Annotated in this window: 20 protein-coding genes; 6 read left to right on the forward strand and 14 right to left on the reverse strand. The window is 67.4% G+C overall.

Going from position 1 to position 25,777, the window contains the following annotated elements; all coding sequences use genetic code 11:
• Positions 1 to 54: 54 nt before the first annotated feature.
• Entirely contained in the window at positions 55 to 1,644 is a 1,590-nt protein-coding gene (gene murD / locus FBQ73_RS17435) for a UDP-N-acetylmuramoyl-L-alanine--D-glutamate ligase (RefSeq protein WP_138400749.1), read from the reverse strand.
• A gap of 172 nt (positions 1,645 to 1,816) precedes the next feature.
• Here murD and FBQ73_RS17440 point away from each other — a divergent pair, with 172 nt between their 5' ends.
• Positions 1,817 to 2,035 (forward strand): YgaP family membrane protein, encoded by a 219-nt coding sequence (locus FBQ73_RS17440; protein ID WP_138400750.1) that lies wholly within the window; start codon positions 1,817 to 1,819, stop codon positions 2,033 to 2,035.
• A gap of 141 nt (positions 2,036 to 2,176) precedes the next feature.
• Here FBQ73_RS17440 and mraY read toward each other — a convergent pair whose 3' ends face one another.
• The 13 genes from mraY to FBQ73_RS17505 all read right to left on the reverse strand — a co-directional run bounded on the left by mraY (position 2,177) and on the right by FBQ73_RS17505 (position 19,052).
• The gene (gene mraY / locus FBQ73_RS17445) at positions 2,177 to 3,262 is read right to left on the reverse strand and encodes a phospho-N-acetylmuramoyl-pentapeptide-transferase (RefSeq protein ID WP_138400751.1); all 1,086 of its coding nucleotides are present in this window, start codon (positions 3,260 to 3,262) and stop codon (positions 2,177 to 2,179) included.
• A gap of 7 nt (positions 3,263 to 3,269) precedes the next feature.
• Entirely contained in the window at positions 3,270 to 4,703 is a 1,434-nt protein-coding gene (locus tag FBQ73_RS17450) for a UDP-N-acetylmuramoylalanyl-D-glutamyl-2,6-diaminopimelate--D-alanyl-D-alanine ligase (RefSeq protein WP_138400752.1), read from the reverse strand.
• A gap of 86 nt (positions 4,704 to 4,789) precedes the next feature.
• Positions 4,790 to 6,274, reverse strand: coding sequence for a UDP-N-acetylmuramoyl-L-alanyl-D-glutamate--2,6-diaminopimelate ligase (locus tag FBQ73_RS17455; protein ID WP_246089754.1), 1,485 nt, complete (start codon positions 6,272 to 6,274; stop codon positions 4,790 to 4,792).
• A 131-nt stretch (positions 6,275 to 6,405) separates the two neighbouring features.
• Entirely contained in the window at positions 6,406 to 8,352 is a 1,947-nt protein-coding gene (locus FBQ73_RS17460; protein WP_246089755.1) for a peptidoglycan D,D-transpeptidase FtsI family protein, read from the reverse strand.
• Positions 8,353 to 8,362: 10 nt separating this feature from the next.
• A complete protein-coding gene (gene ftsL / locus FBQ73_RS17465) occupies positions 8,363 to 8,974 on the reverse strand; it encodes a cell division protein FtsL (RefSeq protein WP_138400754.1) in 612 nt (203 codons plus the stop codon).
• A gap of 5 nt (positions 8,975 to 8,979) precedes the next feature.
• Positions 8,980 to 10,017 (reverse strand): 16S rRNA (cytosine(1402)-N(4))-methyltransferase RsmH, encoded by a 1,038-nt coding sequence (gene rsmH, locus FBQ73_RS17470; protein ID WP_138400755.1) that lies wholly within the window; start codon positions 10,015 to 10,017, stop codon positions 8,980 to 8,982.
• Complete coding sequence (locus FBQ73_RS17475; RefSeq protein WP_012113876.1) at positions 10,014 to 10,487, reverse strand: division/cell wall cluster transcriptional repressor MraZ; 474 nt, start codon at positions 10,485 to 10,487, stop codon at positions 10,014 to 10,016. Before FBQ73_RS17475 ends, rsmH begins: the two co-directional genes overlap by 4 nt.
• 439 nt (positions 10,488 to 10,926) lie before the next feature.
• Complete coding sequence (locus FBQ73_RS17480; protein ID WP_138400756.1) at positions 10,927 to 11,832, reverse strand: hydroxymethylglutaryl-CoA lyase; 906 nt, start codon at positions 11,830 to 11,832, stop codon at positions 10,927 to 10,929.
• The gene (locus FBQ73_RS17485; protein ID WP_138400757.1) at positions 11,832 to 13,832 is read right to left on the reverse strand and encodes an acetyl-CoA carboxylase biotin carboxylase subunit; all 2,001 of its coding nucleotides are present in this window, start codon (positions 13,830 to 13,832) and stop codon (positions 11,832 to 11,834) included. Before FBQ73_RS17485 ends, FBQ73_RS17480 begins: the two co-directional genes overlap by 1 nt.
• A gap of 13 nt (positions 13,833 to 13,845) precedes the next feature.
• On the reverse strand, positions 13,846 to 14,637 hold the full coding sequence (locus FBQ73_RS17490) for an enoyl-CoA hydratase/isomerase family protein (RefSeq protein WP_138400758.1): 792 nt from the start codon (positions 14,635 to 14,637) through the stop codon (positions 13,846 to 13,848).
• Between the two features lie 37 nt (positions 14,638 to 14,674).
• Complete coding sequence (locus FBQ73_RS17495) at positions 14,675 to 16,282, reverse strand: carboxyl transferase domain-containing protein (protein ID WP_138400759.1); 1,608 nt, start codon at positions 16,280 to 16,282, stop codon at positions 14,675 to 14,677.
• Between the two features lie 203 nt (positions 16,283 to 16,485).
• Positions 16,486 to 17,220 carry a TetR/AcrR family transcriptional regulator gene (locus tag FBQ73_RS17500; RefSeq protein ID WP_246089756.1) on the reverse strand — a complete coding sequence of 245 codons (735 nt, stop codon included), beginning with the start codon at positions 17,218 to 17,220 and terminating at the stop codon, positions 16,486 to 16,488.
• Between the two features lie 248 nt (positions 17,221 to 17,468).
• Entirely contained in the window at positions 17,469 to 19,052 is a 1,584-nt protein-coding gene (locus tag FBQ73_RS17505) for an AMP-binding protein (protein ID WP_210236807.1), read from the reverse strand.
• Between the two features lie 220 nt (positions 19,053 to 19,272).
• Here FBQ73_RS17505 and FBQ73_RS17510 point away from each other — a divergent pair, with 220 nt between their 5' ends.
• The 5 genes from FBQ73_RS17510 (at position 19,273) to FBQ73_RS17530 (ending at position 25,578) form a co-directional block, all read left to right on the forward strand.
• A complete protein-coding gene (locus FBQ73_RS17510; RefSeq protein WP_246089757.1) occupies positions 19,273 to 20,115 on the forward strand; it encodes an ABC transporter ATP-binding protein in 843 nt (280 codons plus the stop codon).
• A gap of 8 nt (positions 20,116 to 20,123) precedes the next feature.
• A complete protein-coding gene (locus FBQ73_RS17515; protein ID WP_138400761.1) occupies positions 20,124 to 22,076 on the forward strand; it encodes a long-chain fatty acid--CoA ligase in 1,953 nt (650 codons plus the stop codon).
• Positions 22,077 to 22,203: 127 nt separating this feature from the next.
• On the forward strand, positions 22,204 to 23,097 hold the full coding sequence (locus tag FBQ73_RS17520) for a branched-chain amino acid ABC transporter permease (RefSeq protein WP_138400762.1): 894 nt from the start codon (positions 22,204 to 22,206) through the stop codon (positions 23,095 to 23,097).
• 3 nt (positions 23,098 to 23,100) lie between these two features.
• A complete protein-coding gene (locus FBQ73_RS17525) occupies positions 23,101 to 24,171 on the forward strand; it encodes a branched-chain amino acid ABC transporter permease (protein ID WP_138400763.1) in 1,071 nt (356 codons plus the stop codon).
• 126 nt (positions 24,172 to 24,297) lie between these two features.
• Positions 24,298 to 25,578 (forward strand): ABC transporter substrate-binding protein, encoded by a 1,281-nt coding sequence (locus FBQ73_RS17530; RefSeq protein WP_138400764.1) that lies wholly within the window; start codon positions 24,298 to 24,300, stop codon positions 25,576 to 25,578.
• Positions 25,579 to 25,777 lie beyond the last annotated feature (199 nt).

Genomic DNA, 25,777 nt, shown 5'->3' on the forward strand with positions numbered 1-25,777 from the left:
TGTTGGCGGGCTGCGCCGTCGGCTCAAGCCGAAAGGCCTCGCCTCAAAGCCCGATCAGGGATGCCCCTTGCCCGGATGGCCGCCACCATGGGGATTGCCACCATGGGGGTTGCCCATGCCGTGAGGATGGCTACCGCCGTGTCCGCCACCCATGCCGTGGGGCGCGCCGCCCGGATGACCTCCAGGATGGCCCCCCGGATGGCCGCCCTTCGGCTGCTCCTTCTGGGCCGCCGGCGTGGTGGAGCGCGTGCGCGCCTCGACCCCCGGCACCTGCCGCACCAGATCGCGGAAGGCGTCGCCGCGCACCTCGAAGTTCGGGAACTGGTCGAAGCTGGCGCAGGCCGGCGACAGCAGCACCACCGGCTCCTTCAGCCCGGAGGCCTCGGCATCCCGCGCGGCGGCTGCCACCGCCTTGTCGAGGGTGCCGACGATCTCGTGGGCGACCGTGCCGCCCAGGGTCGCGGCGAACTCTTCAGCCGCCTCGCCGATCAGATAGGCCTTGGCGACGCGATCGAAGAACGGCGCCAGCGGGGTGATGCCGCCGGTCTTGGGCTTGCCGCCGGCGATCCAGAAGATGTCGTTGAAGCTCGCCAGCGCCCGCTCGGCGGCGTCCGCATTGGTGGCCTTGGAATCGTTGACGAACAGCACCGGGCCCTTGTTCGCCACCTCTTCCATGCGGTGGGCGAGGCCGGGAAAGCGCTTCATGGCCACGGTGATGACCTCGGGCGCGACGCCCACGCCGCGGCAGGCGGCGAAGGCGGCGGCGGCGTTCTGCGCATTGTGGGTGCCGCGCAGGGAGCCGATACCGGTGAGCGGCAGGCGGAAGCGCTCGGCCCCGCCCTCGGACACCACCAGCGTCTCGCCATCCAGCCAGATGCCGTCGGGCAGCGGGCGCTTCACCGAGATGCGCACCACATGCTTGCCCGCCTCGACGGCCCGGTCCGCCATGGTGGCGGAGAACTCGTCGTCCACGCCCACCACGGCGGTGCCGCCGCCCTCGACGCCGGCGACGAGGCGTTCCTTGACCGCCGCGTAATGCTCAAGGCTGCCGTGGCGGTCGAGATGGTCGGGGGTGACATTCAGCATCACGCCCACGGACGGGTCGAGGCTGGGGGCGAGGTCCACCTGGTAGGACGAGCACTCCACCACATGCACCCGGCCCGGCTTGGGCGGGGCGAGGGAGAGGATGGCGGTGCCGATATTGCCGCCCATCTGCACGTCGCGCCCGGCTACCCGCAGGATGTGGGTGATGAGCGCCGTGGTGGTGGACTTGCCGTTGGTGCCGGTGATGGCGATGAAGGGCGAGCGCCGGGCGATAGCGTGCCGTTCCCGGCAGAACAGCTCGATGTCGCCGATCACCTCCGCGCCGGCGTCGCGCGCCAGCTTCACCGACCAGTGCGGCTCGGGATGGGTGAGCGGCACGCCGGGCGAGAGCACGAGGGCGGCCACCACCGTCCAGTCGATGGACCTCAGGTCCTGGACCAGGATGCCGGCCTCGCCGGCCTTGTGGCGGGAGACCTCGGCATCGTCATAGGCGACGACATGGGCGCCGCCGGCCTTGAGTGCTTCGGCGGTGGCGAGCCCGGAGCCGCCGAGCCCGAAAAGGGCGACGGTCCGGTCCTTGAAGACGGTGACGGGGATCATGGCTTTGCGAAAATTCCGGTGCGGCAATGGTCGTCTCCCTTTCGTCTAGAGCAAGACGGCCGAAAGTGCGAATGCCTTTCGCAAGCCACAGAAGTCTTACGGGAAATCCCGTGGTTGACCTTCCGCAACATTCGGAACATTGAATGTTGCGGAACCGATTGAGGAGATGGGCATGGCGAATGTGGGTGGGATCGACCGCGTGTTGCGGTTCATCGTGGGTGTGGTGCTGATCCTGGTGCCGTTCGTGGCACCGTCGGTCCAGGCTCTGGCCGGCCTTGGGAGCTGGGGCTGGATCATCGGCGCCGTGGGGCTGGTGATGCTGCTCACCGCCATTTTCCGCTTCTGCCCGGCCTATGTGCCGTTCGGCATCAAGACGTGCGCAAGGGAGTGAGGCTGCGCACAAGAGAGACGGAACGGGAGTGAGGCGCGCAAGAGTTGGGCTTCAACCTCATGGATACGAAAATGGATATGAAAAAGGCCCGGGGAGACGCTCCCACGGGCCTTTTTCATGAATGGGGACTGAACCTTCCCCTCACCGCAGCTTCAGCGTCGCGAGGCCCGCCAGGGCCAGCACCACGGCGACGATCCAGAAGCGGATCACCACCTGCGGCTCGGTCCAGCCGAGCTGCTCGAAATGGTGGTGGATGGGCGCCATCTTGAACACCCGCTTGCCGGTGAGCTTGAACGACACCACCTGCACGATCACCGACACCGCCTCCAGCACGAACAGGCCGCCAATGACCGCCAGCACGATCTCGTGCTTGGTGGCCACCGCCACCGTACCGAGCAGGCCGCCCAGGGCCAGCGAGCCGGTGTCGCCCATGAACACCTGGGCCGGCGGCGCGTTGAACCACAGGAAGCCCAGGCCCGCCCCCATCAGCGCCCCGCACACCACCGCCAACTCGCCGACGCCGGCCACATAGTGGATCTGCAGATAGTCGGCGAACACCACGTTGCCAGCGAGATAGGCGATGAAGCCGAACGAGCCCGCCGCGATCATCACCGGCACGATGGCGAGGCCGTCGAGCCCGTCGGTGAGGTTCACCGCATTGCCCGCCGCCACGATGACGAACATGCCGAAGATGGCGAAGAACATGCCGAGGTTGAGCAGCAGGTCCTTGAAGAAGGGGAAGGCCACCGAGGTGGAAAGCCCCGGCTTGCCCGCCGTCATGATGATCACCATCGCGACGCCGGCGATCACCGCCTCGATGCCGAGGCGCGCCTTGCCGGACAGGCCGTTGTGGGTCTGCTTCGTCACCTTCAGATAGTCGTCGTAGAAGCCGATGAGGCCGAAGCCCAAAGTCACCAGCAGCACCACCCAGACGTAGGGGTTGGAGAGGTTCGCCCACAACAGGGTGGCGACCACGATGCCCGACAGGATCATGAGCCCGCCCATGGTGGGCGTGCCCTTCTTGGTGAGCAGGTGCGACTGCGGCCCGTCGGTGCGGATGGGCTGGCCCTTGCCCTGCTTCAGGCGGAGCGTGGAAATCATGCCCGGCCCGAACAGGAACACGAACAGCAGCGCCGTCACCACCGCCCCGCCGGTGCGGAAGGTGATGTAACGGAACACGTTGAAGGCGGGAAACGACGCGTGGAATTCGGCAAGCCACTGGAGCATTGAAAAATTATCCTTCGAGCAGCGCGTCCTCGCCGGCGTGGAAACGCTCGGCGAGCTTCTTGACCAGGGGTCCCATGCGGCTGCCGTTGGATCCCTTCACCATGAGCGTGTCGCCGGCGCGGATGGCGGCGGCCACCATGGGTTCGAGATGGGCGGCGTGGATGGCATAGCCGCCCCGCCGATCCGAGGGGAGCGCCTGCCACAGGGCGTGCATCTGCGGGCCGCAGCAATAGACCTGGTCGATCTTCGCCGCGACGATGGCTTCGGCGAGGGCGGCATGGTGCGCCTCCCCGTCGGGGCCCAGTTCCAGCATGTCGCCCAGCACGGCGATATGCCGGCCGCGCGACCCCACCGGGGTGCGGCTGAGCACATCAAGGGCGGCGCGCATGGAGGCGGGATTGGCGTTGTAGCTTTCGTCCAGCAGGGTGGCCTGCCCGCCCTTCAGCTGGAGCTGGACCGGCACGCCGCGCCCCGGCGGCGGCTTGAGGTGCGACAGGGCGAGGGCGGCAAGGGCCATGTCGGCACCGGCAAGCTTGGCGGCGGCGAGCACCGCCAGCATGTTCTGCACGATGTGGCGGCCGGGCATGCTCACCTTGAAGGTGACCGGGGTGCCCATCACATCCGCCACCGCCACCGAGCAATAGGATTTCAGCGCCGCATCCTTCAGCCGCACGTCGGCGCCCTCGGCCTCGCCGAAGCTGACGATGCGGGAGATGCCACGCGCCTCGGCCGCCGCCTTCAGGCGGTCGAACAGGGGATTGTCCAGGTTCAGCACTGCCGCGCCACCAGGCTCCACGCCGTCGAAGATCTCCGCCTTGGCGTCGGCGATCTCCTCGATGGAGGCGAACTGGGCGATGTGCACCGGCTCCACCGTGGTGACGATGGCCACATGCGGGCGCACCAGCTGCACCAGGGGCGTGATCTCGCCCGGATGGTTCATGCCGATCTCGAACACCCCGTAGCGCGCTTCCCGCGGGAAGCGGGCCAGCGACAGGGGCACGCCCCAATGATTGTTGTAGGAGGCGGCGGAGGCGTGGGTCTCGCCATCGGCGCCCAGCGCGATGCGCAGGGCTTCCTTGGTGGTGGTCTTGCCCACCGATCCGGTCACCGCAATGATCTGCGCCGTTGAGCGCGCGCGGGCGGCGCGGGCCACGCCGCTGAGGGCGGCGAGCACGTCGTCCACTACCAGCAGCGGCGCATCGTCGGGGAAGGCATCGGCCCTGTCGCGGGCGACGACGCAGAGGGCTGCGCCGGCGCCGAGGGCCTTCTCCACATAGGCGTGGCCGTCGCTGTTCTCGCCGGTGATGGCGAAGAAGGCGTCGCCGGGGGAAAGCGTGCGGCTGTCAATGGAGATGCCGGTGACATCGCGAGGCGTGCCGCGCATGGCGGCGCCCATGGCCTCCACCATTTCCGCTACGGTATGGAGGACCCGACCGCTCATGCCAGCGCTCCTGTTCATGCCGCTACCTCCTGCGAAGCCCACGCCCATCGTCCCCGCTCCGCGCGGCGATCGGACGACGCGTCCTCTTACCCTAGTTTGAGAGACGGGCTCGTCGAACCCGTTTCGAGAGCGGCGCGGACTTCCGCCGCGTCCGAGAATGGATATGTCCGGTCGCCGATGATTTGGCCGGTTTCGTGACCCTTGCCGGCAACAATGAGCGCATCCCCAGGCTGGAGCAGCGCCACGGCCGCCTTGATGGCTTCCGCCCGGTCGCCGATTTCCCTGGCGCCGCGGGCGCCTTCGAGGATTTCGGCGCGGATGGCGGCGGGGTCCTCGCTGCGCGGATTGTCGTCGGTGACGATCACCACGTCCGCCTTGGAGGCGGCGATGGCGCCCATGAGGGGGCGCTTGCCCTTGTCCCGGTCGCCGCCGCAGCCGAACACCACCATGAGGCGACCCGGCACCGCGGCGCGCAACGTGTCGAGCACGGTGGCCAGCGCCTCCGGCTTGTGGGCGTAGTCCACGAACACCGGCCGGCGAGGGTCGTCGCCGATGCGCTCCAGCCGGCCGGGCACGCCTGTCAGGTATGCGAGGGCATCCAGCGCCGCCGCCCGCTCCGCCCCGCAGGCGATGGCAAGGCCGGCGGCGAGCAAGGCGTTGTCGAGCTGGAAGCGGCCCACCAGCGGCACGATGGCATGGCTGCCGTCGGCGAACATCACCTTCTGCCCGGTGCCGGATCCGGTGGTGCCGAAGATGTCGAGGCCGCCCTTCTGACCCTCGCCGATGGGCAGCAGCTTCAGGCCGCGCGTCTCAGCCCACGCCAAAGCATTGGCGGCGAACGGCGCGCCCGTCACCGCCACGGCGGTGGCGTCATCCGGCATCACCTGCGTGAACAGGCGGAGCTTGGCCCGGAAATAGGCGTCGATGGTGGGGTGGTAGTCCAGATGGTCGCGGCCGAGATTGGTGAAGCCGCCGGCGGTGAAGCGCACGCCGTCGAGCCGCTTCTGGTCCAGCCCGTGGGAGGAGGCCTCCAGCGCCATGTGGGTGACGCCCTCGCCGGCGAGGCGGTCAAGGGTGGCGTGCAGTTCCACCGGATCGGGGGTGGTGAGGCTGCCATAGGTGGAGCCGTCCGGCGCCACCAGCCCGATGGTGCCGAGATAAGCCGCCTTGTGGCCGAGCCGTTCCCAGATCTGCCGCAGGAAGAAGGCGACGGAGGTCTTCCCCGCCGTCCCCGTCACCGCTGCGATGGTGGCCGGCTGGCGCGGATAGAAGCGCGCCGCGGCCAGCGACAGGGAGCGCCGCACATCAAGGGAGAAGGCAAGCGCCACCTGGGGCGGCAGCACCGGACGGGGCGCGGTGGGCTCCATCAGCACCGCGCCGGCGCCGCGCGCCACCGCATCGGCGACGAAGCGGCTGCCGTCCGCATGGGTGCCGGGAATGGCGACGAAGAGGTCGCCGGGCGTGATTTTGCGGCTGTCGGCGGAGAGGCCGAAGACGGGATCATCGCCCGCGCCGCCGGAGAGGATGCGGGCGTGGCCGTCGAGGAGCTGTCCGAGGGAAAGGCTGGTCATCGGACCTCTTTTGGCATCCACCCGCGCCGGTTGTCACCCTCGACCTGAGGCCGCGTTCAGCGGGTGGTATCGACGTGCGGCGACGGATGATTCCGTAATGCTTGAGCCCGCGCGGCGGTTGAGCGCGTCCCTCAGTGCCGGTCGGCGACCTTGAGGGGCGCGCGCAGCAGCTGTTCCGCATTGGGCAGGTTCTGCCGGGGCGCGATGTTCAACAGCGGCGCGATGCGCTCCACGATCTTGCCGGCGGTGGGCGCCGCGTTCCAGCCCGAGGTGGCGAAGCCGTAGGTCTCCGATGTGGCCTTGGGCTCGTCCAGCATCACCAGGATGAGATAGCGCGGCTTGTCCATGGGGAAGACGGCGGTGAAGGAGGTGAGTAGCTTGTTCTTGGCATAGCGCCCGTTCACCACCTTCTCGGCGGTGCCGGTCTTGCCCCCCACCAGATAGCCGGGAACCTCGGCCTTGGTGGCGGTGCCCTTCTCGGCGTTGAGACGCATGATGTAGCGCATCTTGTCCGAGGTTTCGGGCTTCAGCACCCGTACGGCGACCTTCTGTGCTTCCTCGGGGGTGCGCTTGATGAAAGTGGGGGTGATGAGATAGCCGCCGTTCACCATGGAATTCACCGCCATGACCGCCTGCAGCGGGGCGACGGAGAGGCCGTGGCCGAAGGCGATGGTGGCCGAGTTCAGTTCGCCCCAGCGCCGGGGCACGATGGGTTCGGAGCTTTCCGGCAGCTCGGTGCGCAGGCGGTCGAGCTGGCCCATCTTCTTCAGGAAGGCCTTGTGGGCCTCCACGCCCAGGGAGAGCACCATCTTGGCGGTGCCCACGTTGGACGAGACAAGGAAGATCTCGGGCACCGTCAGCACGCGGTTCTCGGCGTGGTAGTCGGAAATCTTGAAGCGGCCGAAATGCATGGCGCCGCGCGCGTCGAACGACGAGTTCAGGCCGATCTTGCCGGAATCCAGCGCCATGGCGAAGGACAGCGCCTTGAAGGTGGAACCCATCTCATAGACGCCGGTGGTGAGGCGGTTGAGGTAGGCGTCGTCCTTCGGATTGCCCGGCACGTTGGGGTCGAAGTCCGGCAGCGAAACCATGGAGATGATCTCGCCGGTGTTGACCTCGGTCACCACCGCCATGGCGTGGAGCGCGGAGAACTTGTTCTTGGCCCGGATCAGCTCGTCGCGCACCGCGTGCTGCACCCGCATGTCCATGGACAGCTCCACCGGCTCCTGCTGGCGGTCAGTGGCGAAGCCCGCGAGGTGCAGTTCGGCGAGGCCGCGGCCGTCGATGTATTTCTCGAGGCCCGAGATGCCCTGATTGTCCACGTTCACGCCGCCCATGACGTGGGACAGGATGGGCCCGTCCGGATAGATGCGGCGGTTTTCCTTCAGGAAGCCGATGCCGGGAATGCCGAGGCGGTGGATGGCGCGCATCTGCGCCGGGGTGATCTCCCGCTTCAGCCAGGCGAAGCCCTTGCCGGAATTCAGCCGCTTGCGGCTTTCCTCTACGTCGAGGTCGGGCAGCACCTTCAGCAGGCCTTCCAGCGCCTCGTCGGGATCGATCAGCCGGCGCGGCTCGGCGAACAGGGATGGCGACTTCACGTCGATGGCGATGATGTCGCCATTGCGGTCGATGATGTCCGGGCGCGCGGAGGCCACAGCGTCCGAGCTGCGCCCCCGCGTGGCGCCGGGATCGGAGATGATGGCCAGATGCGACAGCTGTGTCGCGATGGCGATGAACACGGCGCAGAAGGCGAACATGATCAGCTTGATGCGTCCGCGCGCCACCGTCTCCATATCGCCCCGGTCGAGGCCGAAAAGGCCGCGCACCACATGCCGGCCGGCGCGCCAGGACAGATGGCTCAGGCGGACCGCGATGGCCGAGGCCAGGGTCCATGTGGTGATGGCGGCGCGGCGCAAGACGCGCAGCAGGGCGCGGCCGGCGGCACCGGCGAGGCGGCCGACATGATCCAGCAGCACAGCGCAGGCGGCGTCGGCCTTCTGGATCTCGGGACCCAGGGCGGCCGCCGTGTCGGCGGCGAAACGGGAGATGCGGGCGGAAAAGGGCGTCTTCTCGACCATGGCGACCTCTTCAGCGTTCCCCGGAGAACAGGCGCTTCAGCCCTTCGATGAGGTCCGGCCCGGGATCGGGGCGAGCCTCGGGGGCGGATGCCGGTGCGGCGGGGGCATTCTGGGCAAGGGGGGCGCTCGCGCGGGGCGGTCGCGGAGCGGGAGGCGCCGAGGCCGCGCTCAAGGCGGGCTTCGGCGGAGTGGCGGGGCGCAGGGCCGAGGTGGCCGGCACCGAGGCGCCGCCCGTGCCGGTGGGGGCGGTGGGCGAGGCCGACGGCTTCGACGAGACGGAGGAGGTGACCAGCGGCGCGTCCACCAGCGCCTCGAGCAGGCCGCCGATGCCGTCCGCGCCGTTGGCGGGCTTCTCCGGCAGATCGTCGAGGCTGGAGATGGAATCGATGTCCAGCCGCTTCATGTCGAGGTGTCGCTCGGCCAGGCCCTGAATATAGATGGGCGAGGTGCGGCGTGCCCATTCGGCCCGCATCATGGCGATGGAGTCGCGTTCCTTGCGGATTTGCGTGCGCAGGGTGGCGAGGCGTTCGGCTTCGGCGGTGGACGCATATTTCAGCTGGTAGACCACCGCGGCGGTCACCAGAAGCGCGACGACCATCACGACATTGGCGACCCGGAACATGTCTTCTAGCGTCTCCGCCCGTGGCGTTGCGGTGGTGGAGCTGGAAGCAGCCCCATCAGGTCACCGCCCGGATGCGCCGGGGCGTTCGTACGTTCGGCCGCGCGAAGTTTCGCGGACCTTGCGCGCGGATTGCCTGCCACTTCGTCGGGACCGGGTTCCACCACGCCTTTCGCCACGAGGCGGAAGGCAGGCTCCGGACCCTCCGCCTGCGGCAGGTGGCGCGACGCGGACGGTGCCTTTGACCGGTTTGACAGAAAAGTCTTAACGATCCTGTCCTCTAGGGAATGGAAGGTGACCACCACCAGCCGCCCGCCCGGGGCCAGCGCCCGCTCGGCGGCCACAAGGGCTTGCACCAGCTCGGATAATTCCTCGTTCACGGCGATGCGCAGGGCCTGGAAGGTGCGGGTCGCCGGGTGCATCTCGCCGGGCTTCTGCCAGACGATGCGGGACACGATCTCGGCCAGTTGGGCGGTGCGGGTGATGGGCGATTCGCTCCGCGCCTTCACGATGGCGCGGGCGATGGGGCGCGAGTGGCGCTCTTCCCCGAGGCTCCAGATGAGATGGGCGAGCTGCACCTCGTCCAGCGTCGCCACGAGGTCGGCGGCGGAAGGGCCGGTGTCGCCCATGCGCATGTCGAGGGGGCCGTCGCGGCGGAACGAGAAACCCCGCTCCGCCTGGTCGAGCTGCATGGAGGAGACGCCGATGTCCAGCACCACGCCGTCGAGGGGCGTGAAATCGTGCTCCTGCGCCACCGCGTCGAGCCGGGAAAAGCGGTCGTTGACCAGAATGAGCCGGCCTGCGGCCTCGGCCACGAGGTCGGCACCGGCGGCGATGGCGGTGGGGTCGCGGTCGATGGCCAGCACCCGGCAATCGGCGGCATTCAGGATGCCCCGCGTGTACCCTCCCGCGCCGAAGGTGCCGTCCACATAGCGGCCGGCGTCCTTCGGCGCGAGGTGCGCGAGAACCTCGGCGAGCATCACAGGCAGGTGACGGGCCGGTCCGCCAGCGGCGTCGGCGGGGCCGACCCCGTGGCCCGTCGTCATGCCTTGGTGCTCCTCGGGTTCTCCGCTCGGGAGCCGATGGCCTGGCGCAGCTCGCGCACCCGTTGGGTGGCCTCCGCAAGATGCGCCTTCAACCGCTCCGGTTCCCAGATCCGGAATTTGTGCCCCAGCCCCACGAACGCCACCTGATCGGTGATCGCCGCATGGGCCTTCAAAGTATCGCTCAGCACCACCCGGCCTTCCGGGTCGATGCGCAGGGTCTCGCTGGTGCCGTAGAGGGCGGCGGCCAGTTCCTCGCGCGCCTCGGAATAGGGCGGGTAGCTCTCGATCAGCGCGTCGATCTCGCCGACGAGGCGGTTTCCGCCCGCGTCCAGCGCGGGTTCTGCAAGGCTCGGATGGCAATAGAGGCCGTCCGCGCCGTCCTTGGCCAGCACCGTGCGGAAGGGCGCGGGGATGGAAACCCGGCCCTTGGCGTCGAGCCGCATCGTGTAGGTGGACACGAAGCGGTCCATGGCGCCCGGGTGCCCCTCTCTTCCGGCAGGCAGCGCTCAAAGCCACCTGCGCGACGGCAAAGGCCGTCCAACGTGTTCATGGGTAATAATGGGCTAACATGGGATTTCATGGGCGTCAACGGAATGGCGTGGGCGCGGGCACGGCTGGTCGCGCCCTGTCATGAGCTGAAGGTGGATGGGGCGGGGCGTGGTTCACTGCGGTGCAGGTGGGGAACGCCGTCGCTGCCACAGACGCAGGTCTGCGCCCTCTCCCGCTTGCGGGGGAGGGGTGGGGAGGGGGCAGGGGCGTTTGTGGGGGGAAATGTGGGCGGGTCGATGCGGGGGCGAAAAGCCCAGCGGAGGGGAATGCGGAAACGCCTTCCCCCTCCCTGCCCTCCCCCGCAAGCGGGAGAGGGTTCCATCGCGCTCAGCCGAAGCACATGCGACGGGTACTGCCCGCCTACCCCGCCTTGGCGGCCAGCGCCTGCGCCACCTTGGAGGCCGGCGTGCGGCCCAGGGCGGCGGTGATGGCGCGGCCGGCGCGGGCGAGGGCGTCGAGGTTGACGCCGGTGTCCACGCCGAGGCCGTCGAGCATGTAGACGAGGTCCTCGGTGGCGAGATTCCCCGAGGCACCCTTGGCATAGGGGCAGCCGCCGAGGCCGGCCACCGCCGCGTCCACGCTGGCGATGCCCAGCTCCAGGCAGGCCAGCACATTGGCCAGCGCCTGCCCGTAGGTGTCGTGGAAATGCAGGGCGGTGCGCTCCACCCCGATCACCCCGGCCACCGCCTGCGCCATGGCCTTCGCCTTGTCGGGGGTGCCCACCCCGATGGTGTCGCCCAGCGAAACCTCGTAGCAGCCCATGGCGATGAGGCGTTCGGAGACCTCCACCACCTTGGCCACCGGCACTTCGCCCTGATAGGGGCAGCCCAGCACGCAGCTCACATAGCCGCGCACCGCCACGCCCTGCGCCTTCGCAAGATCGAGCACGGGGACGAAGCGCTCCAGGCTCTCGGCGATGGTGCAGTTGATGTTTTTCTGGCTGAAGGCCTCCGACGCGGCGGCGAACACCGCCACCTCCTCAACGCCGGAGGCGAGCGCCAGCTCCAGCCCCTTCAGGTTGGGGGTGAGCACCGGATAGCGCACGCCGTCGCGCCGGTTGATCTCAGCCAACACCTGCGCCGTGTCGGCCATCTGCGGCACCCACTTGGGCGAGACGAAGGAACCGCTCTCGATCATCGTCAGCCCGGCTTCGGCCAGCGCATCGATGAGCGCCACCTTGGCGGCGACGGGCACGAGGCCCGGCTCGTTCTGCAGCCCGTCGCGCGGGCCCACCTCGACGATGCGCACCGATGTGGGGCGGGTCATCACGCGTCCTCCAGAACCAGAAGCTCGGCACCCTCGTCCACGAGGTCGCCGACGGCGAATTTCAGCGTCTTCACCCGGCCGTCGCGGGGGGCGGCGACGGTGTGCTCCATCTTCATGGCTTCCACCACCACCAAAGCGGCGCCCTTCGCCACCTCCTGGCCTTCCTCCACCGCGATGCGGATGATGGTGCCGGGCATGGGCGCCACAAGCCGGCCGGCGGTGCCGGTGGCGGCCTGGGAGGCGAGGCGCGGGTCGATGAACTCGACGCCATATTCCCCGCCGCGCACGAATACGGTGAGGTGCGCGCCGGTGCGGATCACCCGTGCCGACAGGGCGACGCCATCGAGCCGGGCGCGCAGGGTGCCATCGGCCTCGGCCTCGCCTTCCACGGCCATATCGCCGTCCGGCAGCGAGAGGACGAAGCCCGCGGGGCGGAAATGGGCGCGCACGGCGATGCGCCGCTCGCGGTCGGCGAAGGTGAGGTCCACATGGGCGTCGCGATTGAGCCGCCAGCCCGGCGCGAGGCCCCATGGCGACCAAGGATCGGCCGCGTCCACCGCCTCGGCGGATTGCCGCGCCTCCTCCTTCAGGAGGAAGAGGGCGGCCAGCGCCAGCACCGTGTCGTTCACCGGCTGGGGCGGCGGCAGGAGCGCGTCGTGGTGGCGGGCGATGAAATTGGTGTCCAGCTCCGCCGCGGCGAAGGCGGGATGGGTGGCGATGGCCTTCAGGAACACCCGATTGGTGGCAAGGCCAACCACTTCCGTGGCCGCGAGGGCGGCATCCAGCCGGCGCACCGCCTCGGTGCGGTCGGCGCCGGAGACGATGATCTTGGCGATCATGGGATCGTAATGGATGGAGACGCTGTCGCCTGAGCGCACGCCCGTATCCACCCGCGTGCCCTGGAGGTGGAAGGGCAGCACCAGATGGTCGAGTCGGCCCACCTGCGGCAGGAAATCCCGCGCCGGGTCCTCGGCATAGAGCCGCACCTCGATGGCGTGGCCGTGAAGCGGGATCTCGGCCTGGGCGAGGGGCAGCTTTTCGCCCTGCGCCACCTTGATCTGCCACTCCACCAGATCCTGTCCGGTGATGCTCTCGGTGACCGGATGCTCCACCTGGAGGCGGGTGTTCATCTCCATGAAGTAGAAGTTCTCGCCCTCGGCGATGAATTCCACCGTGCCGGCGCCCACGTAGCCCACCGCCTTGGCGGCATCCACGGCGGCCTTGCCCATGGCGACGCGGCGCTCCGCCGTCATGCCGGGAGCGGGGGCCTCCTCCACCACCTTCTGGTGACGGCGCTGGATGGAGCAGTCGCGCTCGTGGAGATAGACCGCGTTGCCGTGGCTGTCGGCGAAGACCTGCACCTCGATATGGCGGGGGGTGGTGAGATATTTCTCCACCAGCACCCGGTCGTCGCCGAAGGCGCTTTTCGCCTCGCGCTGGGCCGAGGCGAGGGCATCCGGAAAGTCTTCCGCCGACCGCACCACCTTCATGCCCTTGCCGCCGCCGCCGGCGGACGCCTTGATGAGCACCGGAAAGCCGATGCGCTCGGCCTCGCGGGCAAGCAGGGCCGCGTCCTGGTCCTCGCCGTGATAGCCGGGCACCAGCGGCACGCCGGCCTTCTCCATCAGCGCCTTGGCGGCGCTCTTGGAGCCCATGGCGCGGATGGCGGAGGCCGGCGGGCCGACGAAGACGATGCCGGCCTTCTCGCACGCCTCGGCGAAGGCCGCGTTTTCCGACAGGAAGCCGTAGCCAGGATGGATGGCATCCGCGCCGCTCTTCTTCGCCGCGTCGAGGATGGCGTCGATGCGCAGATAGCTTTCGCGGGCGGGCGCCGGGCCGATGGGATAGGCCTCGTCTGCGCTCGCCACGTGCAGCGCGTTGGCGTCCGCCTGCGAATAGACGGCGACGGTGCGGATACCCATGGCCTTGGCGGTGCGCATGACGCGCACGGCGATCTCGCCGCGATTGGCGACGAGCAGGGTGCGGATCGCTTTGGTCATGCGGCCCCCCAGTTCATGCGGTCCCCCATTTGGGTTTTCTTTTTTCGAGGAAGGCGGAAACGCCCTCGCGCCCGTCGGCGCTCGCGCGCTGGTCGGCGATGCGGCGGGCGGTGTCCTGCAGCACGGTCTGGTCGAAGGGCCGGTCCACGGCGGCGATCAGCGCCTTGGTGGCAGCCATGGCGCCCCGGCTCGCCGCCTTCAGCGCCTTGAGATGCCGGGCGATGGCGGAGTCCAGTTCCTCGGTCGGCACAACCTCGTGCACGAGGCCGAGGGCGAGCGCGGCTTCGGCGGAGAAGCGCTCGGCGGTGAGGAAGTAGCGCCGCGCCTGCCGGGCCCCCATGGCCCGCACCAGATAGGGGCTGATGACCGAGGGGATGAGGCCGATGCGCACCTCGGTGACGGCAAATTCCGCCTCCGGCACCGCGACGACAATATCGCTCGCCGCGATCAGCCCGGTGGCGCCGGCGAAGGCGGAGCCGTGCACCCGCACCAGGGTGGGCTTGGGGCACAGGTCGATGGTGCGCATGAGTTTTGCCAGCGCCATGGCGTCGGCCAGGTTCTCCTGCCGGCTATAGCCGGCCATGCGACGCATCCAGTTGAGGTCGCCGCCGGCGCAGAAGGTGGGGCCGTTGGCCTTCAGCAGGACGGCGTGGACGGCCGGATCGATGGTGGCGGCGTCATAGGCGCGGGTGAGCGCGGCGATGAGCGCATCGTCGAAGGCGTTGCGCACCTCCGGCCGATCCAGGGTGATGACGGCGACGCCATCCTCGACGGTGGTGATGAGGCCGGTGCTGGTGAGGCTCATGGGGCGGTCCTCCGGACTTGGCCGTCAACGCGCGCCATCACATGCGGAACACGCCGAAGCGCGTCTCCTGCTCGGGGGCGTTCAGTGCGGCGGAGAGGGCCAGGGCCAGCACCATGCGGGTGTCCGCGGGGTCGATGACGCCATCGTCCCAAAGCCGCGCCGAGGAATAATAGGGATGGCCCTGCACCTCGTATTGGGTGCGGATGGGGGCCTTGAAGGCCTCTTCCTCCTCGGCCGACCAGGTGCCGCCGCGGGCCTCGATGCCGTCGCGCTTCACCTGCCCGAGCACGCCGGCCGCCTGCTCGCCGCCCATCACCGAGATGCGGGCGTTGGGCCACATCCACAAAAAGCGCGGATCGAAGGCCCGCCCGCACATGCCGTAATTGCCGGCGCCGAAGGAATTGCCGATCACCACCGTGAACTTGGGCACGGCGGCACAGGACACGGCGGTGACGAACTTCGCCCCATCCTTGGCGATGCCGCCCGCCTCGTACTTCCGCCCCACCATGAAGCCGGTGATGTTTTGCAGGAACACGAGGGGAATATTGCGCTGGCAGCACAATTCCACGAAGTGCGCGCCCTTCAGCGCGCTCTCGGAGAACAGGATGCCGTTGTTGGCGATGATGCCCACCGGATAGCCGAAGATGCGGGCAAAGCCGGTCACCAGCGTGGGGCCATACAGCGGCTTGAACTCGTCGAATTCGGACCCGTCCACGATGCGGGCGATGATCTGCCTCACGTCGAAGGGCTGCTTGGGGTCGGCCGAGACGATGCCGTAGATGTCGTTCGCGTCGTAGAGCGGCGCGCGGGGCTCGCGGATGTCGAGGCTGTGCGCTTTGGTGGCGTTGAGATCCGCCACGATGGACCGGGCGATGCCGAGGGCGTGGGCGTCGTTCTCCGCCATGTGGTCGGCGACGCCGGAGGTGCGGGTGTGCACGTCTGCCCCGCCCAGTTCCTCGGCGGTGACCACCTCGCCGGTGGCGGCCTTCACCAAGGGCGGGCCGCCGAGGAAGATGGTGGCCTGGTTCTTCACCATGATGGACTGGTCGGCCATGGCCGGCACATAGGCGCCGCCCGCCGTGCACGATCCCATGACCACCGCGATCTGCGGGATGCCGTCCGCCGACATGTGAGCCTGGTTGAAGAAGATGCGGCCGAAATGCTCGCGGTCGGGGAAGACCTCGTCCTGGTTCGGCAGGTTGGCACCCCCCGAATCCACCAGATAGATGCAGGGCAGGTGGTTTTCCCGCGCGATGGCCTGGGCGCGCAGGTGCTTCTTCACGGTGACGGGATAATAGGTGCCGCCCTTCACGGTCGCATCGTTGGCGACGATGACGCATTCGCGGCCCGAGACGCGGCCGATGCCGGTGATGATGCCGGCGGCCGGCACCTCGTCGTCATACATGCCGTGGGCAGCGAGTTGGCTGAGTTCCAGGAAGGGCGAGCCGGTGTCGAGCAGGGTGCGGATGCGGTCGCGTGGCAGCAGCTTGCCGCGCTTCAGGTGCCGCTCGCGCGCTACCTCCCCGCCGCCCTCGGCGATGCGCTCCACCGTCGTGCGCAGGTCGGCGACGGAAGCCTCGAGGGCCTGACTGTTGCGGCGGAAGGTGTCGGAGCGGCGGTCCACCGCATCCTCAATGATCGCCATGAGCGCTCTCGCCCCCGAAAAGACGGGCCGATGACCCCGGCCCAACTGCGATTGACCGAACGGAGAAGGACGCGCGCCCGTCGCCTCGATGGGCGGGCGGCAGGTGGGCGCGTCATCCTCCGGTGCCGGTCGTTGCCGGCTTGGAAACGATCGTACGTTTTTTTCTCGGGCGCGCAAGGGCCATGGCGGCATGAAAAGGGCTTTTACGCGCGCGCCGTCTTGGGCCGGGCGGCGCGGGGCTTGGCGCGCGTGCCGCTGTCGCGGGGCTGGGCGGCGACCGCTTCCAGCGGTTTGGCGCGGGCGGCGGTTGCCGGGCCGGGTCCGGTGGCACCGTCCACCACGAGGCCGGTGTAGATCTCCACCAGCTCGTCCTGGGAGAGGCGCCCGCCGGGGCGGTACCACATGCAGATGCCGGTGAGCATAGAGATGATGGCGTAGGTGGCGACCTTGGGCTCGCTCACCTGAAACACGCCGTCTTCGGCGCCCTGCCGCAGGATCTCCTCCAGCAGTCCCTCGTAGCGCCGGCGCAGGGCGACCACCACGGCGCGGTGCTCGTCCTCCAGGCTGCGGATCTCCATGTTGGCGATGAACACATGGGCCATGCGCGTCATGTGATAGCGCAGATGGAAGGCGGAGAAGGTCTTCAGCCGCGCCAGCGGATCGGTGATGCCGGCAAGGTCCGCCTCGGCCTTGCCGAGCAGGTCCTCCATGTGGTCGCGCACGATGTCGAACAGCAGATTCTGCTTGTTTTCGAAATATTTGTAGAGCGAGCCGGACTGCAGCCCCACCTCGGCGGCGAGCTGGCGCAGGCTCATGGCCTCGTAGCCGTGCTTGTAGATGAGCTTGACGCCCGCCTGGCGGATGGCTTCGGCGGTACGGGCGCCGTTGGAACCGATGGTGCGCGCCATGGCCTTCTGGAACTTTGTGCGCCCGGCCATGGGGTCGGGAGCAGGTGGGACATGCGAATCGACGATCCGGCCGGGAGGGCGACTTTAGTCTGACGTGCGCCACCCCCGCTCGGCAATGGCATCCTGCGACAAGAATTGCCGCTTGACCACAATAAAAAAGAACGCTTGATTGTTTCCTGAACTCGGCAAAACGACCGGGCATGCGCCAAGCCAGCCGCATCAAGCGGGGCGCAAAGAACGAAGGGAGACGCAGACATGGCGACCGACAGGGCGCGACATCAATCCTTGTGCATCGAGATGGCGTGGGATGCCTGTCCGCTGTAGTGGACGCAGCCGTCGGCATCCATGTGGCCGGTATCTCCGATGATGTAATAGGCGCTTCCGAATCTGAATCTGGCTTTCGTTGCGGCCTCGTCCTTCCTGTAGGCACGAAACCAGAAAAGCGGCGAGCGCGGGACGTGGATCGCCAGTATTCCTTCGGTGCCCACGCCCAGTTCCGCACCATTGTCGTCGAGGACGACCAGAGAAAAGCCGGGCGCGACCTGGCCAACGGAAACCCGGTTCAGGGAGCGGGGGTCTTGCGGGTCATGCTTCATGCCTATGATCATCCCCGTTTCGCGGTGTCCGTACTGGTTGATCAGGGGCACGCCAAGCTTCTGCGTCACCCAGGCGATGATGTCCCGAGGCAACGGCTCGCCGCCGACCGTCACCACGCGCAGCGCGAGCTGGTGCGAGGCTGTGGTGGGATCGCCGCGCCACCAGGCCTTGATCTGGGAGGGGGCGGCGGTGAGGTTGGTGACACGGAATTTCGACAGGACGCGATAGCCCTGCGAGACATCGTAAGGCCCATCGCAGAACAGGATGGAACTGCCGATCAGGAGCGGGCCGACGAGACCGTAGAAGATCCCGTATTCCCAGCCCTGGTCGGTCATGTTCCAGAACACGTCCTCGTCCCGGACATCAAGCCCGAGACGCATGTATTGCTCGATTGCGGCCAGGGCGCGGACGGGAGTGAACAGGCCGTACCTGGGTTCGACCGTCTTTGTTGAATAGGTCATGAGGAAAGGGTCGTCTGCCGCATACGTCGCGGCTTCGGCCAACGGCTCGGCCTCGTAGATCGATGACCAGAACTGGGTGACCCGGCCTTCTATGCGGTTGATGTGGTCCCCTTCCACGAGAAAGACCGGCGTTGACGGCTTGATGTATTTGCGGGCGCGCTCCACCAGCACCCGATCTGCAACGATGGCCTTGACGCCGCTCGAGTCCAGGCGGGCGTTCACCGCCGAGGCGGAATAGGTGGAGAACAGCGGCATGTAGACGGCGCCGACCCGCCAGATGGCGAGCGCGGCGATGATCAGCTCGACGCCCTTGGGCAGCATGACGGCAACGCAATCGCCTTTCCTGATGCCGATGGTCGCCAATACACGGGCAAAGCGTGATGAATAGTCGGCAAGCCTGCCAAAGCTCAGTTCCGAAGTCTGGCCCGACACGGATTCATGGATCATGGCCGGATGCGAGCGCTTGCCGGGCAGATGCCTGTCGCAGAGCAGATGAGCGAGGGGAATGGCGTCTCCACGATACTCCGGCCGTTGATACAGGCTCGGAACCGATGCGGCATCAGGCTCCGTTGCGGTCTCCGCCGGCCTCGTGCCTGCGCGGCGGCCGAGGCTCAGGCAGAAGGCGCCGAGCGTGTAGAGGCGGGTCGCCGGATCATAGGCGAGAAGGCCTTCGTGAACGAGCGTCGCAGCCAGGCGGTGGGTCGTGGGCTTCGCCAGGCCTGTGCTCGCCATGAGATCGGCAAGCCGCGCGCCATGGCTCGGCGCGTCGGCCACCGCCCGCAGAACGGCAACGGCACGGGACAAGCTTTGAGCCCCCTTGGGGGAGGTCGAGTCGGGATCCAAAGACGCAGTCATGTCTCACAATGTGAGACTAATAGGGGGTGTTGGCAATATTTTTTCGAAGTTGTCCGGATGCTCTTGAAACATCTGAGATGACGCTAGATAATGATGATCAATATCGTCTCATAATATGAGACAGTGGCTCAAAGAAGCCGCCCCGTATACGGGAATGAGGGAGGGGAATATGGCGCTACCCGCCGCTTCGGCTGGGGCTAATCCGGGCACGGCCGCGCTCTTGAGTATCGAGAACATCTCGCTCCGGTTCGGCGGCCTCAAGGCGCTGAGCGACGTGAGCTTCCATGTGCGCCATGGCGAGCTGTTCTCCATCATCGGGCCGAACGGCGCCGGCAAGACCTCCATGCTCAACTGCATCTCCGGGCGCTACACGCCGAGCGAGGGGCGCGTCGTCTTCAACGGCGAGGATGTGACCCGGCTGAAGCCGAACCGCCGCGCCGCCATCGGCATCGGCCGCACGTTCCAGAATCTCGCGCTGTTCAGCCACATGAGCGTGCTCGACAACATCATGGTCGGCCGCCACCATCTGTTGAAGAACAACTTCCTCACCGGCGCGCTCTACTGGATCGGCGGGGCGCAGAAGGAAGAGCTGGAGCATCGCCGCAAGGTGGAGGAGGTGATCGACTTCCTCGACATCCAGCATGTGCGCAAGGCCTCCGCCGGCACCCTCTCCTACGGCCTCAGGAAGCGGGTGGAGCTGGCCCGCGCGGTGGCGCTGGAGCCCAAGCTCATCCTCCTCGACGAGCCCATGGCGGGCATGAACCTGGAAGAGAAGGAGGACATGGCCCGCTACATCGTCGATCTCAACGAGGAGTGGGGCATGACCATCATCATGATCGAACATGACATGGGGGTGGTGATGGACATTTCCCACCGCGTGATGGTGCTGGATTTCGGCAGGAAACTGGTGGAGGGCGAGCCCGCCGAGGTGCTGGCCGATCCCCATGTGCGCAAGGCCTATCTGGGCGAGGACGATCTCGACGAGGCGGCCCCCGCCGCCCTGACTGCTTGAGGTCCGCCATGTCCGAAATCACCGCCGCCTACCCGGACATCACCGTCCACGACACCCTGCCGAAGCTGCTGGCGCTCAACGCCCGCACCCATCCCGACGACACCTGGCTGCGCGAGAAGGACCTCGGCATCTGGATTTCCTACACCTGGGCGCAGGTGGCCGAGCGGGTGCGCAACATCACCCTCGGCTTCACCACCCTGGGAGTGGCCCGCGGCGACGTGGTGGGCCTGCTCGGCGACAACCGCCCCGAATGGCTGATGGGCGAGATCGCCACCCACGCGCTGGGCGGCATGAGCCTTGGCATCTATCGCGATGCGCTGGCCGACGAGGTGGCCTATCTGGTCACCTACGCGGATGTGGCGGTGGTGTTCGCCGAGGACGAGGAGCAGGTGGACAAGCTGCTCTCCCTCGACGAGAAGATCCCCACCGTCCGCCACATCGTCTATGCCGACCCGCGCGGCATCCGCAAATATGACGACCCGCGCCTGATCTCCCTGAATGATCTGGAAGCGCGCGGCGCGGCGGAGGCGGCGCGCGACCCTCAAGCCTATGACCGGCTGGTGGCGCAGGGCAAAGCCGAGGATGTCGCCATCCTGTGCACCACCTCGGGCACCACCTCCCACCCCAAGCTGGCCATGCTCACCGGCGGCGCGCTGCTGCGCCACTGCCGCGCCTATCTGGAAATGGACCCGCGCACCAGCGCCGACGAATATGTCAGCGTGCTGCAGATGCCGTGGATCATGGAGCAGATCTACGCTTTCGGTCAGGCGCTTATCTCCCGCATGAAGGTGAACTTCGTGGAGGAGCAGGAGACGCTCATGGCCGACATGCGCGAGATCGGCCCCTCCTTCGTGCTGTTCGCGCCGCGCGTGTGGGAGCAGATCGCCGCCGACGTGCGCTCGCGCATGATGGATTCCTCGGCGCTCAAGCGCGGCATGTTCGAGCTGGGCATGAAGCTGGGGCTGAAGGCACTGGAGCAGGGCCGGCGTTCGCCTGTGGCGGACTTCATCCTGTTCCGGGCGCTCCGCGACCGGCTGGGCTTCTCTCACCTGAAATCCGCCGCCACCGGCGGGGCGGCGTTGGGGCCGGACACCTTCCGCTTCTTTCTCGCGCTGGGCGTGCCCATGCGCCAGCTCTACGGCCAGACCGAGCTGCTCGGCGCCTATACGCTGCACAAGGCGCAGGACGTGGATTTCGACACCGTGGGCGTGCCCTTCGACGGCGTCGAGATCCGCATCGATGATCCCGATCCCAACGGCCTCGGCGAAGTGGTGACGCGCCACGGCAATGCCTTCACCGGCTATTTCCGCAATGACGAGGAGACCGCCAAGTCCTTCGTGGACGGCGGCTGGATGCGCACCGGCGATGCCGGCTTCTTCAACGATCGCGGCCACCTCGTGGTCATCGACCGCATCCGCGACATGGCGCAGACGGCGCACGGCGATCGCTTCTCCCCACAATATATCGAGAACAAGCTGAAGTTCTCGCCCTATGTGGCCGAGGCGGTGGTGCTGGGCGACGGGCGCGACAGCCTCGCCGGTCTCATCTGCATCCGCTTCTCCATCGTCTCCAAATGGGCGGAGAAGAACCGCATTTCCTTCACCACCTATACGGACCTGTCCGCCCGGCCCGAAGTCATCGCGCTGTTGCGCAAGGAAGTGGAGACGGTGAACCGCACCCTTCCGGAGAAGCAGCGCATCGGCCGCTTCCTTCTGCTCTACAAGGAGCTGGACGCCGACGACGGCGAGCTGACGCGGACCCGCAAGGTGCGCCGCGGCGTCATCAACGAGCGCTACGGCACCATCATCGACGCCATGTACGCGGGCGAGAAGGTGATCGACGTGGACACCACCATCACCTTCCAGGACGGCACCCGCCAGCGCATCAAGACCACGCTCGACGTAATAGACCTCGGCGCCCCCCCGCGCCGGGACGACGATACAAGGCGGAGGGCAGCATGATGAAGCTGAGCGCTCAAAACCGGCCTGTTTCCTCCCGGAGAACAGCCGCCGGCGTCTTTCCTCACCGTCCCTTCCCCCTCCCAACCCTCCCCGGCAAGCGGGCGAGGGCCCTTGACGGGAGCCTCTGATGCAATCCCAGCTCCTTCTCCAGCTCATCGTCAACGGGCTCATCATCGGCACGCTCTACGGCGTGGTCGGCATGTGCTTCGTGCTCATCTACAAGGCCTCGCAGGTGGTGAACTTCGCCCAGGGCGAGTTCCTGCTCATCGGCGCCTGGACCTGCTGGTGGCTGCTCACGGCGTGGAACATCCCCTTCTTCTGGGGCTTCCTCATCGCCGTGTGCTTCATGATGGTGTTCGGCATCGTGGTGCAGATGGTGGTGCTGCGCCCGCTTATCGGCGAGCCCATCATCTCGGTGATCATGGTCACCATCGGCATGTCCATCTTCTTCCAGGCGCTGATGAAGTGGATGTTCGGCACCTTCGCCCAGCCGTTCCCGCCCATCTTCAGCGTGGACAAGGTGAACATCCTCGGCCTGCAGGTGCAGACCGCCTATCTCATGTCCACCGGGGTGAGCCTGGCCATCATGGCCGGCTTTGCCTGGTTCTTTAAGTATTCGCGGCTCGGGCTCGCCATGCGCGCTACTGCCTTCTCTCAGCAGGTGGCGCAGTCGCTGGGCATCTCGGTGCGCCAGGTGTTCGCCTTGTCCTGGGGCATCTCGGCGGCGGTGTCGGCGGTGGCCGGCGTGGTGGTGGGGATCGTGAACGGGGTGTCGTCCGCCCTGTCCTATTTCGGCATCAAGGTGTTCCCGGCGGTGATCCTCGGCGGGCTCGACAGCGTGTTCGGCGCGGTGGTGGGCGGCCTCATCATGGGCCTGCTGGAAAACCTCGCCCAATACTTCGACAGCCAGTACCTGAAATGGGGCAACCTCTATGAGATTGTCCCGTTCTACGCGCTCATCATCATCCTGATGATCAAGCCCTATGGGCTGTTCGGCACCCGCGACATCGAGAGGGTCTGATCCATGGCCATCGACACCCTGCGCCCGTGCGGCGATTACCGCACCAGCTACAAGGCCGACCAGACCATCTTCGCGACCCGCCTCACCATGCTCTTTTGCGTGGCGGGCGTGGTGCTGGCCTGCTTCGCGCCGTTCTTCTTCTCGCGCTATATCCTGAGCCTGATGATCCAGATCGGCTATCTGGGCATCGCCGCGCTGGGGCTGAACATCCTCGTCGGCTTCTCCGGGCAGATCTCGGTGGGCCACGCGGTGTTCTTCGGCTTCGGCGGGTTCGCCTCGGCCTTCCTGGCCAACAAGGGCGTGCCGGTGCCGCTGGCCATCGTGCTGGCGGGGCTGTGGACCACGGCGGTGGGCCTTCTGTTCGGCCTGCCGGCCGCGCGGGTGAAGGGGCTGTACCTCGCCATCGCGACGCTGGCCGCCCAGTTCATCCTGCAGGATTTCTTCGTGCGGGCGGAATGGTTCACCGGCGGCACCCACGGCGCCATGGCCGCGCCCTTCACCCTGTTCGGCTATGACCTCTCCGGCGACGACCGCTATTTCTACGTGGTGCTGTTCTTCGTGGTGGTCATGTATCTTGGGGCCGCCAATCTCATGCGGAGCCGCGACGGGCGGGCCTTGATCGCGGTGCGCGACCATTATCTCTCCGCCGAGATGATGGGCGTGAACCTCACCAAGTATCGCACCATGGCGTTCGGCATCTCGTCCTTCTATGCCGGCATCGGCGGCGCGCTTTACGCGCACTATGTGGGCTTCATGTCGGTGGAGGGACTGGATATCCTGTTCTCCATCCAGTTCCTCGGCATGATCATCATCGGCGGGCTCGGCTCCATCATGGGCTCGCTCATGGGCACCATCTTCATGGTACTCTTGCCCGAAGCCACCGGCTGGCTCGCCTCGGCGCTGTCGGGTAGCGTCATCGACCAGGTGCTGCACCTGAAGGACGGCCTCACCTACATGCGCGAGATGCTGATCGGCCTCACCATCATCCTGTTCCTGATCTTCGAGCCGGACGGCCTCGCCCACCGCTGGCGCCTCATCAAGGCCTACTGGAAGCTCTATCCCTTCTCTTACTGATCAAGCCCGCGTGGTGCTTGAACGGCTCAAGGTGCGGAGGCGTCAGCCCCCCGCATCCTGGTGAAAGACCCTGGCGAGGCCGCACAGAACGGCCCGTCAAAGCAGGAAACCCAAGGAGAGAACAAGATGAAGAAGATCGCCCTGTCCCTCGTCTCCGCGCTGGCGCTCACGGCCGCCGCGCCGGCACTCGGCCAGTCCATCAACATCGGCCATCTCGCCGATTATTCCGGCGGCACCTCGGACGTGGGCCAGCCCTACGGGCAGGCCATCCAGGACACCATCGCCTGGATCAACGCCAATGGCGGCGTCAACGGCAAGAAGATCGATTCCGATTTCAACGAATATGGCTACCAGGTGCCGCGGGCGCTCGCCGCCTTCAAGAAGTGGGTGGGCACCAACAAGGTGGTGGCCATCCAGGGCTGGGGCACGGCGGACACCGAGGCCCTCGTGGGCATGGTGACCAAGGAAGAGATTCCCTATTATTCCGGCTCCTACTCCGCCTCCCTCACCGATCCGAAGGGCAAGGTGAACGAGAAGAGCGAGCGCGCCGCGCCGTTCAACTTCTTCTATGGCCCGTCCTATTCGGATGCCGCCCGCGCCATGGTGAAATGGGCGGCCGACGACTGGAAGGCCAAGGGCAAGCCGGGCAAGCCCAAGTGGGTGCACATGGGCGCCAACCACCCCTTCCCCAATTCGCCCAAGGCGGCGGCCGAGGCCTATGCCAAGGAGCTGGGCTTCGAGGTGCTGGACCCCATCACCTTCGCGCTCACGCCGGGTGACTACACCCCCCAGTGCCTGACCCTGAAGCAGTCGGGCGCCAACTACGCCTATCTCGGCAACACCGCCGGCTCCAACATCTCGGTGCTGAAGGCCTGCAAGACGGCGGGCGTGGACGTGCAGTTCTTCGGCAACGTCTGGGGCATGGACGAGAACGCGGCCAAGGCGGCCGGCGAGGCGGCGAACGGCGTCGTGTTCCCGGTGCGCACCGCCATCACCTGGGGCGGCAACGCGCCCGGCATGGCGACGCTGAAGGACATTTCCAAGATGTCCGATGCCTCCGGCACCGCCTATCGGCCGGTGCATTATCTCGCTGCCGTCTGCACCGCGCTCTACATGAAGGAGGCCATGGAGTGGGCGGACAAGAACGGTGGCGTGACCGGCGTGAAGACCCGCGACGGCATGTACCAGAAGAGCGACTGGGTGCCGAAGGGCATGGAGGGGGTTTGCAATCCCTCCACCTGGACCGCCACGGACCACCGCCCCACCACCCGCGTCGACCTCTACCGCTCGGTGGTGAACGGCCCCACCGACGCCTCGGTGGCGGACCTGGTGAAGTCCGGCGTCATCAAGCTGGAGAAGGTCGCCACCATCGACCTGCCCCGCAAGACGGAATTGCAGGGCTGGTGAGGAGAGACGGGCGAAAGGCGCTGCCGCCCGTTTCCTGAACGAACGTCATCCCCCGGCTTGACCGGGGGATCCACCCTTCCGTTCGGCGGGTGCCGAACATCCGGGGATCGACCCGGCCCTGCCATGGATCCCCCGGTCAAGCCGGGGGACGACGCCGGTGTGGCAGGGCGGATCAGGCTCGCACCACCGGGATGCTGGC

It is taken from the genome of Xanthobacter autotrophicus, assembly GCF_005871085.1.
Taxonomy (GTDB): Bacteria; Pseudomonadota; Alphaproteobacteria; order Rhizobiales; family Xanthobacteraceae; genus Xanthobacter; species Xanthobacter autotrophicus.

Excerpts from the sequence above, each read along its gene's own strand:
- FBQ73_RS17525 (WP_138400763.1), top strand. The coding sequence starts at position 23,101 with ATGGCCATCGACACCCTGCGCCCGTGCGGCGATTACCGCACCAGCTAC.
- FBQ73_RS17455 (WP_246089754.1), bottom strand. The coding sequence starts at position 6,274 with ATGACCAGCCTTTCCCTCGGACAGCTCCTCGACGGCCACGCCCGCATC.
- FBQ73_RS17520 (WP_138400762.1), top strand. The coding sequence starts at position 22,204 with ATGCAATCCCAGCTCCTTCTCCAGCTCATCGTCAACGGGCTCATCATC.
- FBQ73_RS17460 (WP_246089755.1), bottom strand. The coding sequence starts at position 8,352 with ATGGTCGAGAAGACGCCCTTTTCCGCCCGCATCTCCCGTTTCGCCGCC.
- FBQ73_RS17530 (WP_138400764.1), top strand. The coding sequence starts at position 24,298 with ATGAAGAAGATCGCCCTGTCCCTCGTCTCCGCGCTGGCGCTCACGGCC.
- FBQ73_RS17495 (WP_138400759.1), bottom strand. The coding sequence starts at position 16,282 with ATGGCGATCATTGAGGATGCGGTGGACCGCCGCTCCGACACCTTCCGC.
- FBQ73_RS17500 (WP_246089756.1), bottom strand. The coding sequence starts at position 17,220 with ATGGCCGGGCGCACAAAGTTCCAGAAGGCCATGGCGCGCACCATCGGT.
- mraY (WP_138400751.1), bottom strand. The coding sequence starts at position 3,262 with ATGCTCCAGTGGCTTGCCGAATTCCACGCGTCGTTTCCCGCCTTCAAC.
- FBQ73_RS17440 (WP_138400750.1), top strand. The coding sequence starts at position 1,817 with ATGGCGAATGTGGGTGGGATCGACCGCGTGTTGCGGTTCATCGTGGGT.
- FBQ73_RS17480 (WP_138400756.1), bottom strand. The coding sequence starts at position 11,832 with ATGACCCGCCCCACATCGGTGCGCATCGTCGAGGTGGGCCCGCGCGAC.
- FBQ73_RS17475 (WP_012113876.1), bottom strand. The coding sequence starts at position 10,487 with ATGGACCGCTTCGTGTCCACCTACACGATGCGGCTCGACGCCAAGGGC.
- FBQ73_RS17490 (WP_138400758.1), bottom strand. The coding sequence starts at position 14,637 with ATGAGCCTCACCAGCACCGGCCTCATCACCACCGTCGAGGATGGCGTC.
- ftsL (WP_138400754.1), bottom strand. The coding sequence starts at position 8,974 with ATGTTCCGGGTCGCCAATGTCGTGATGGTCGTCGCGCTTCTGGTGACC.
- FBQ73_RS17485 (WP_138400757.1), bottom strand. The coding sequence starts at position 13,832 with ATGACCAAAGCGATCCGCACCCTGCTCGTCGCCAATCGCGGCGAGATC.
- rsmH (WP_138400755.1), bottom strand. The coding sequence starts at position 10,017 with ATGACGACGGGCCACGGGGTCGGCCCCGCCGACGCCGCTGGCGGACCG.
- FBQ73_RS17515 (WP_138400761.1), top strand. The coding sequence starts at position 20,124 with ATGTCCGAAATCACCGCCGCCTACCCGGACATCACCGTCCACGACACC.
- FBQ73_RS17450 (WP_138400752.1), bottom strand. The coding sequence starts at position 4,703 with ATGAGCGGTCGGGTCCTCCATACCGTAGCGGAAATGGTGGAGGCCATG.
- murD (WP_138400749.1), bottom strand. The coding sequence starts at position 1,644 with ATGATCCCCGTCACCGTCTTCAAGGACCGGACCGTCGCCCTTTTCGGG.
- FBQ73_RS17510 (WP_246089757.1), top strand. The coding sequence starts at position 19,273 with ATGGCGCTACCCGCCGCTTCGGCTGGGGCTAATCCGGGCACGGCCGCG.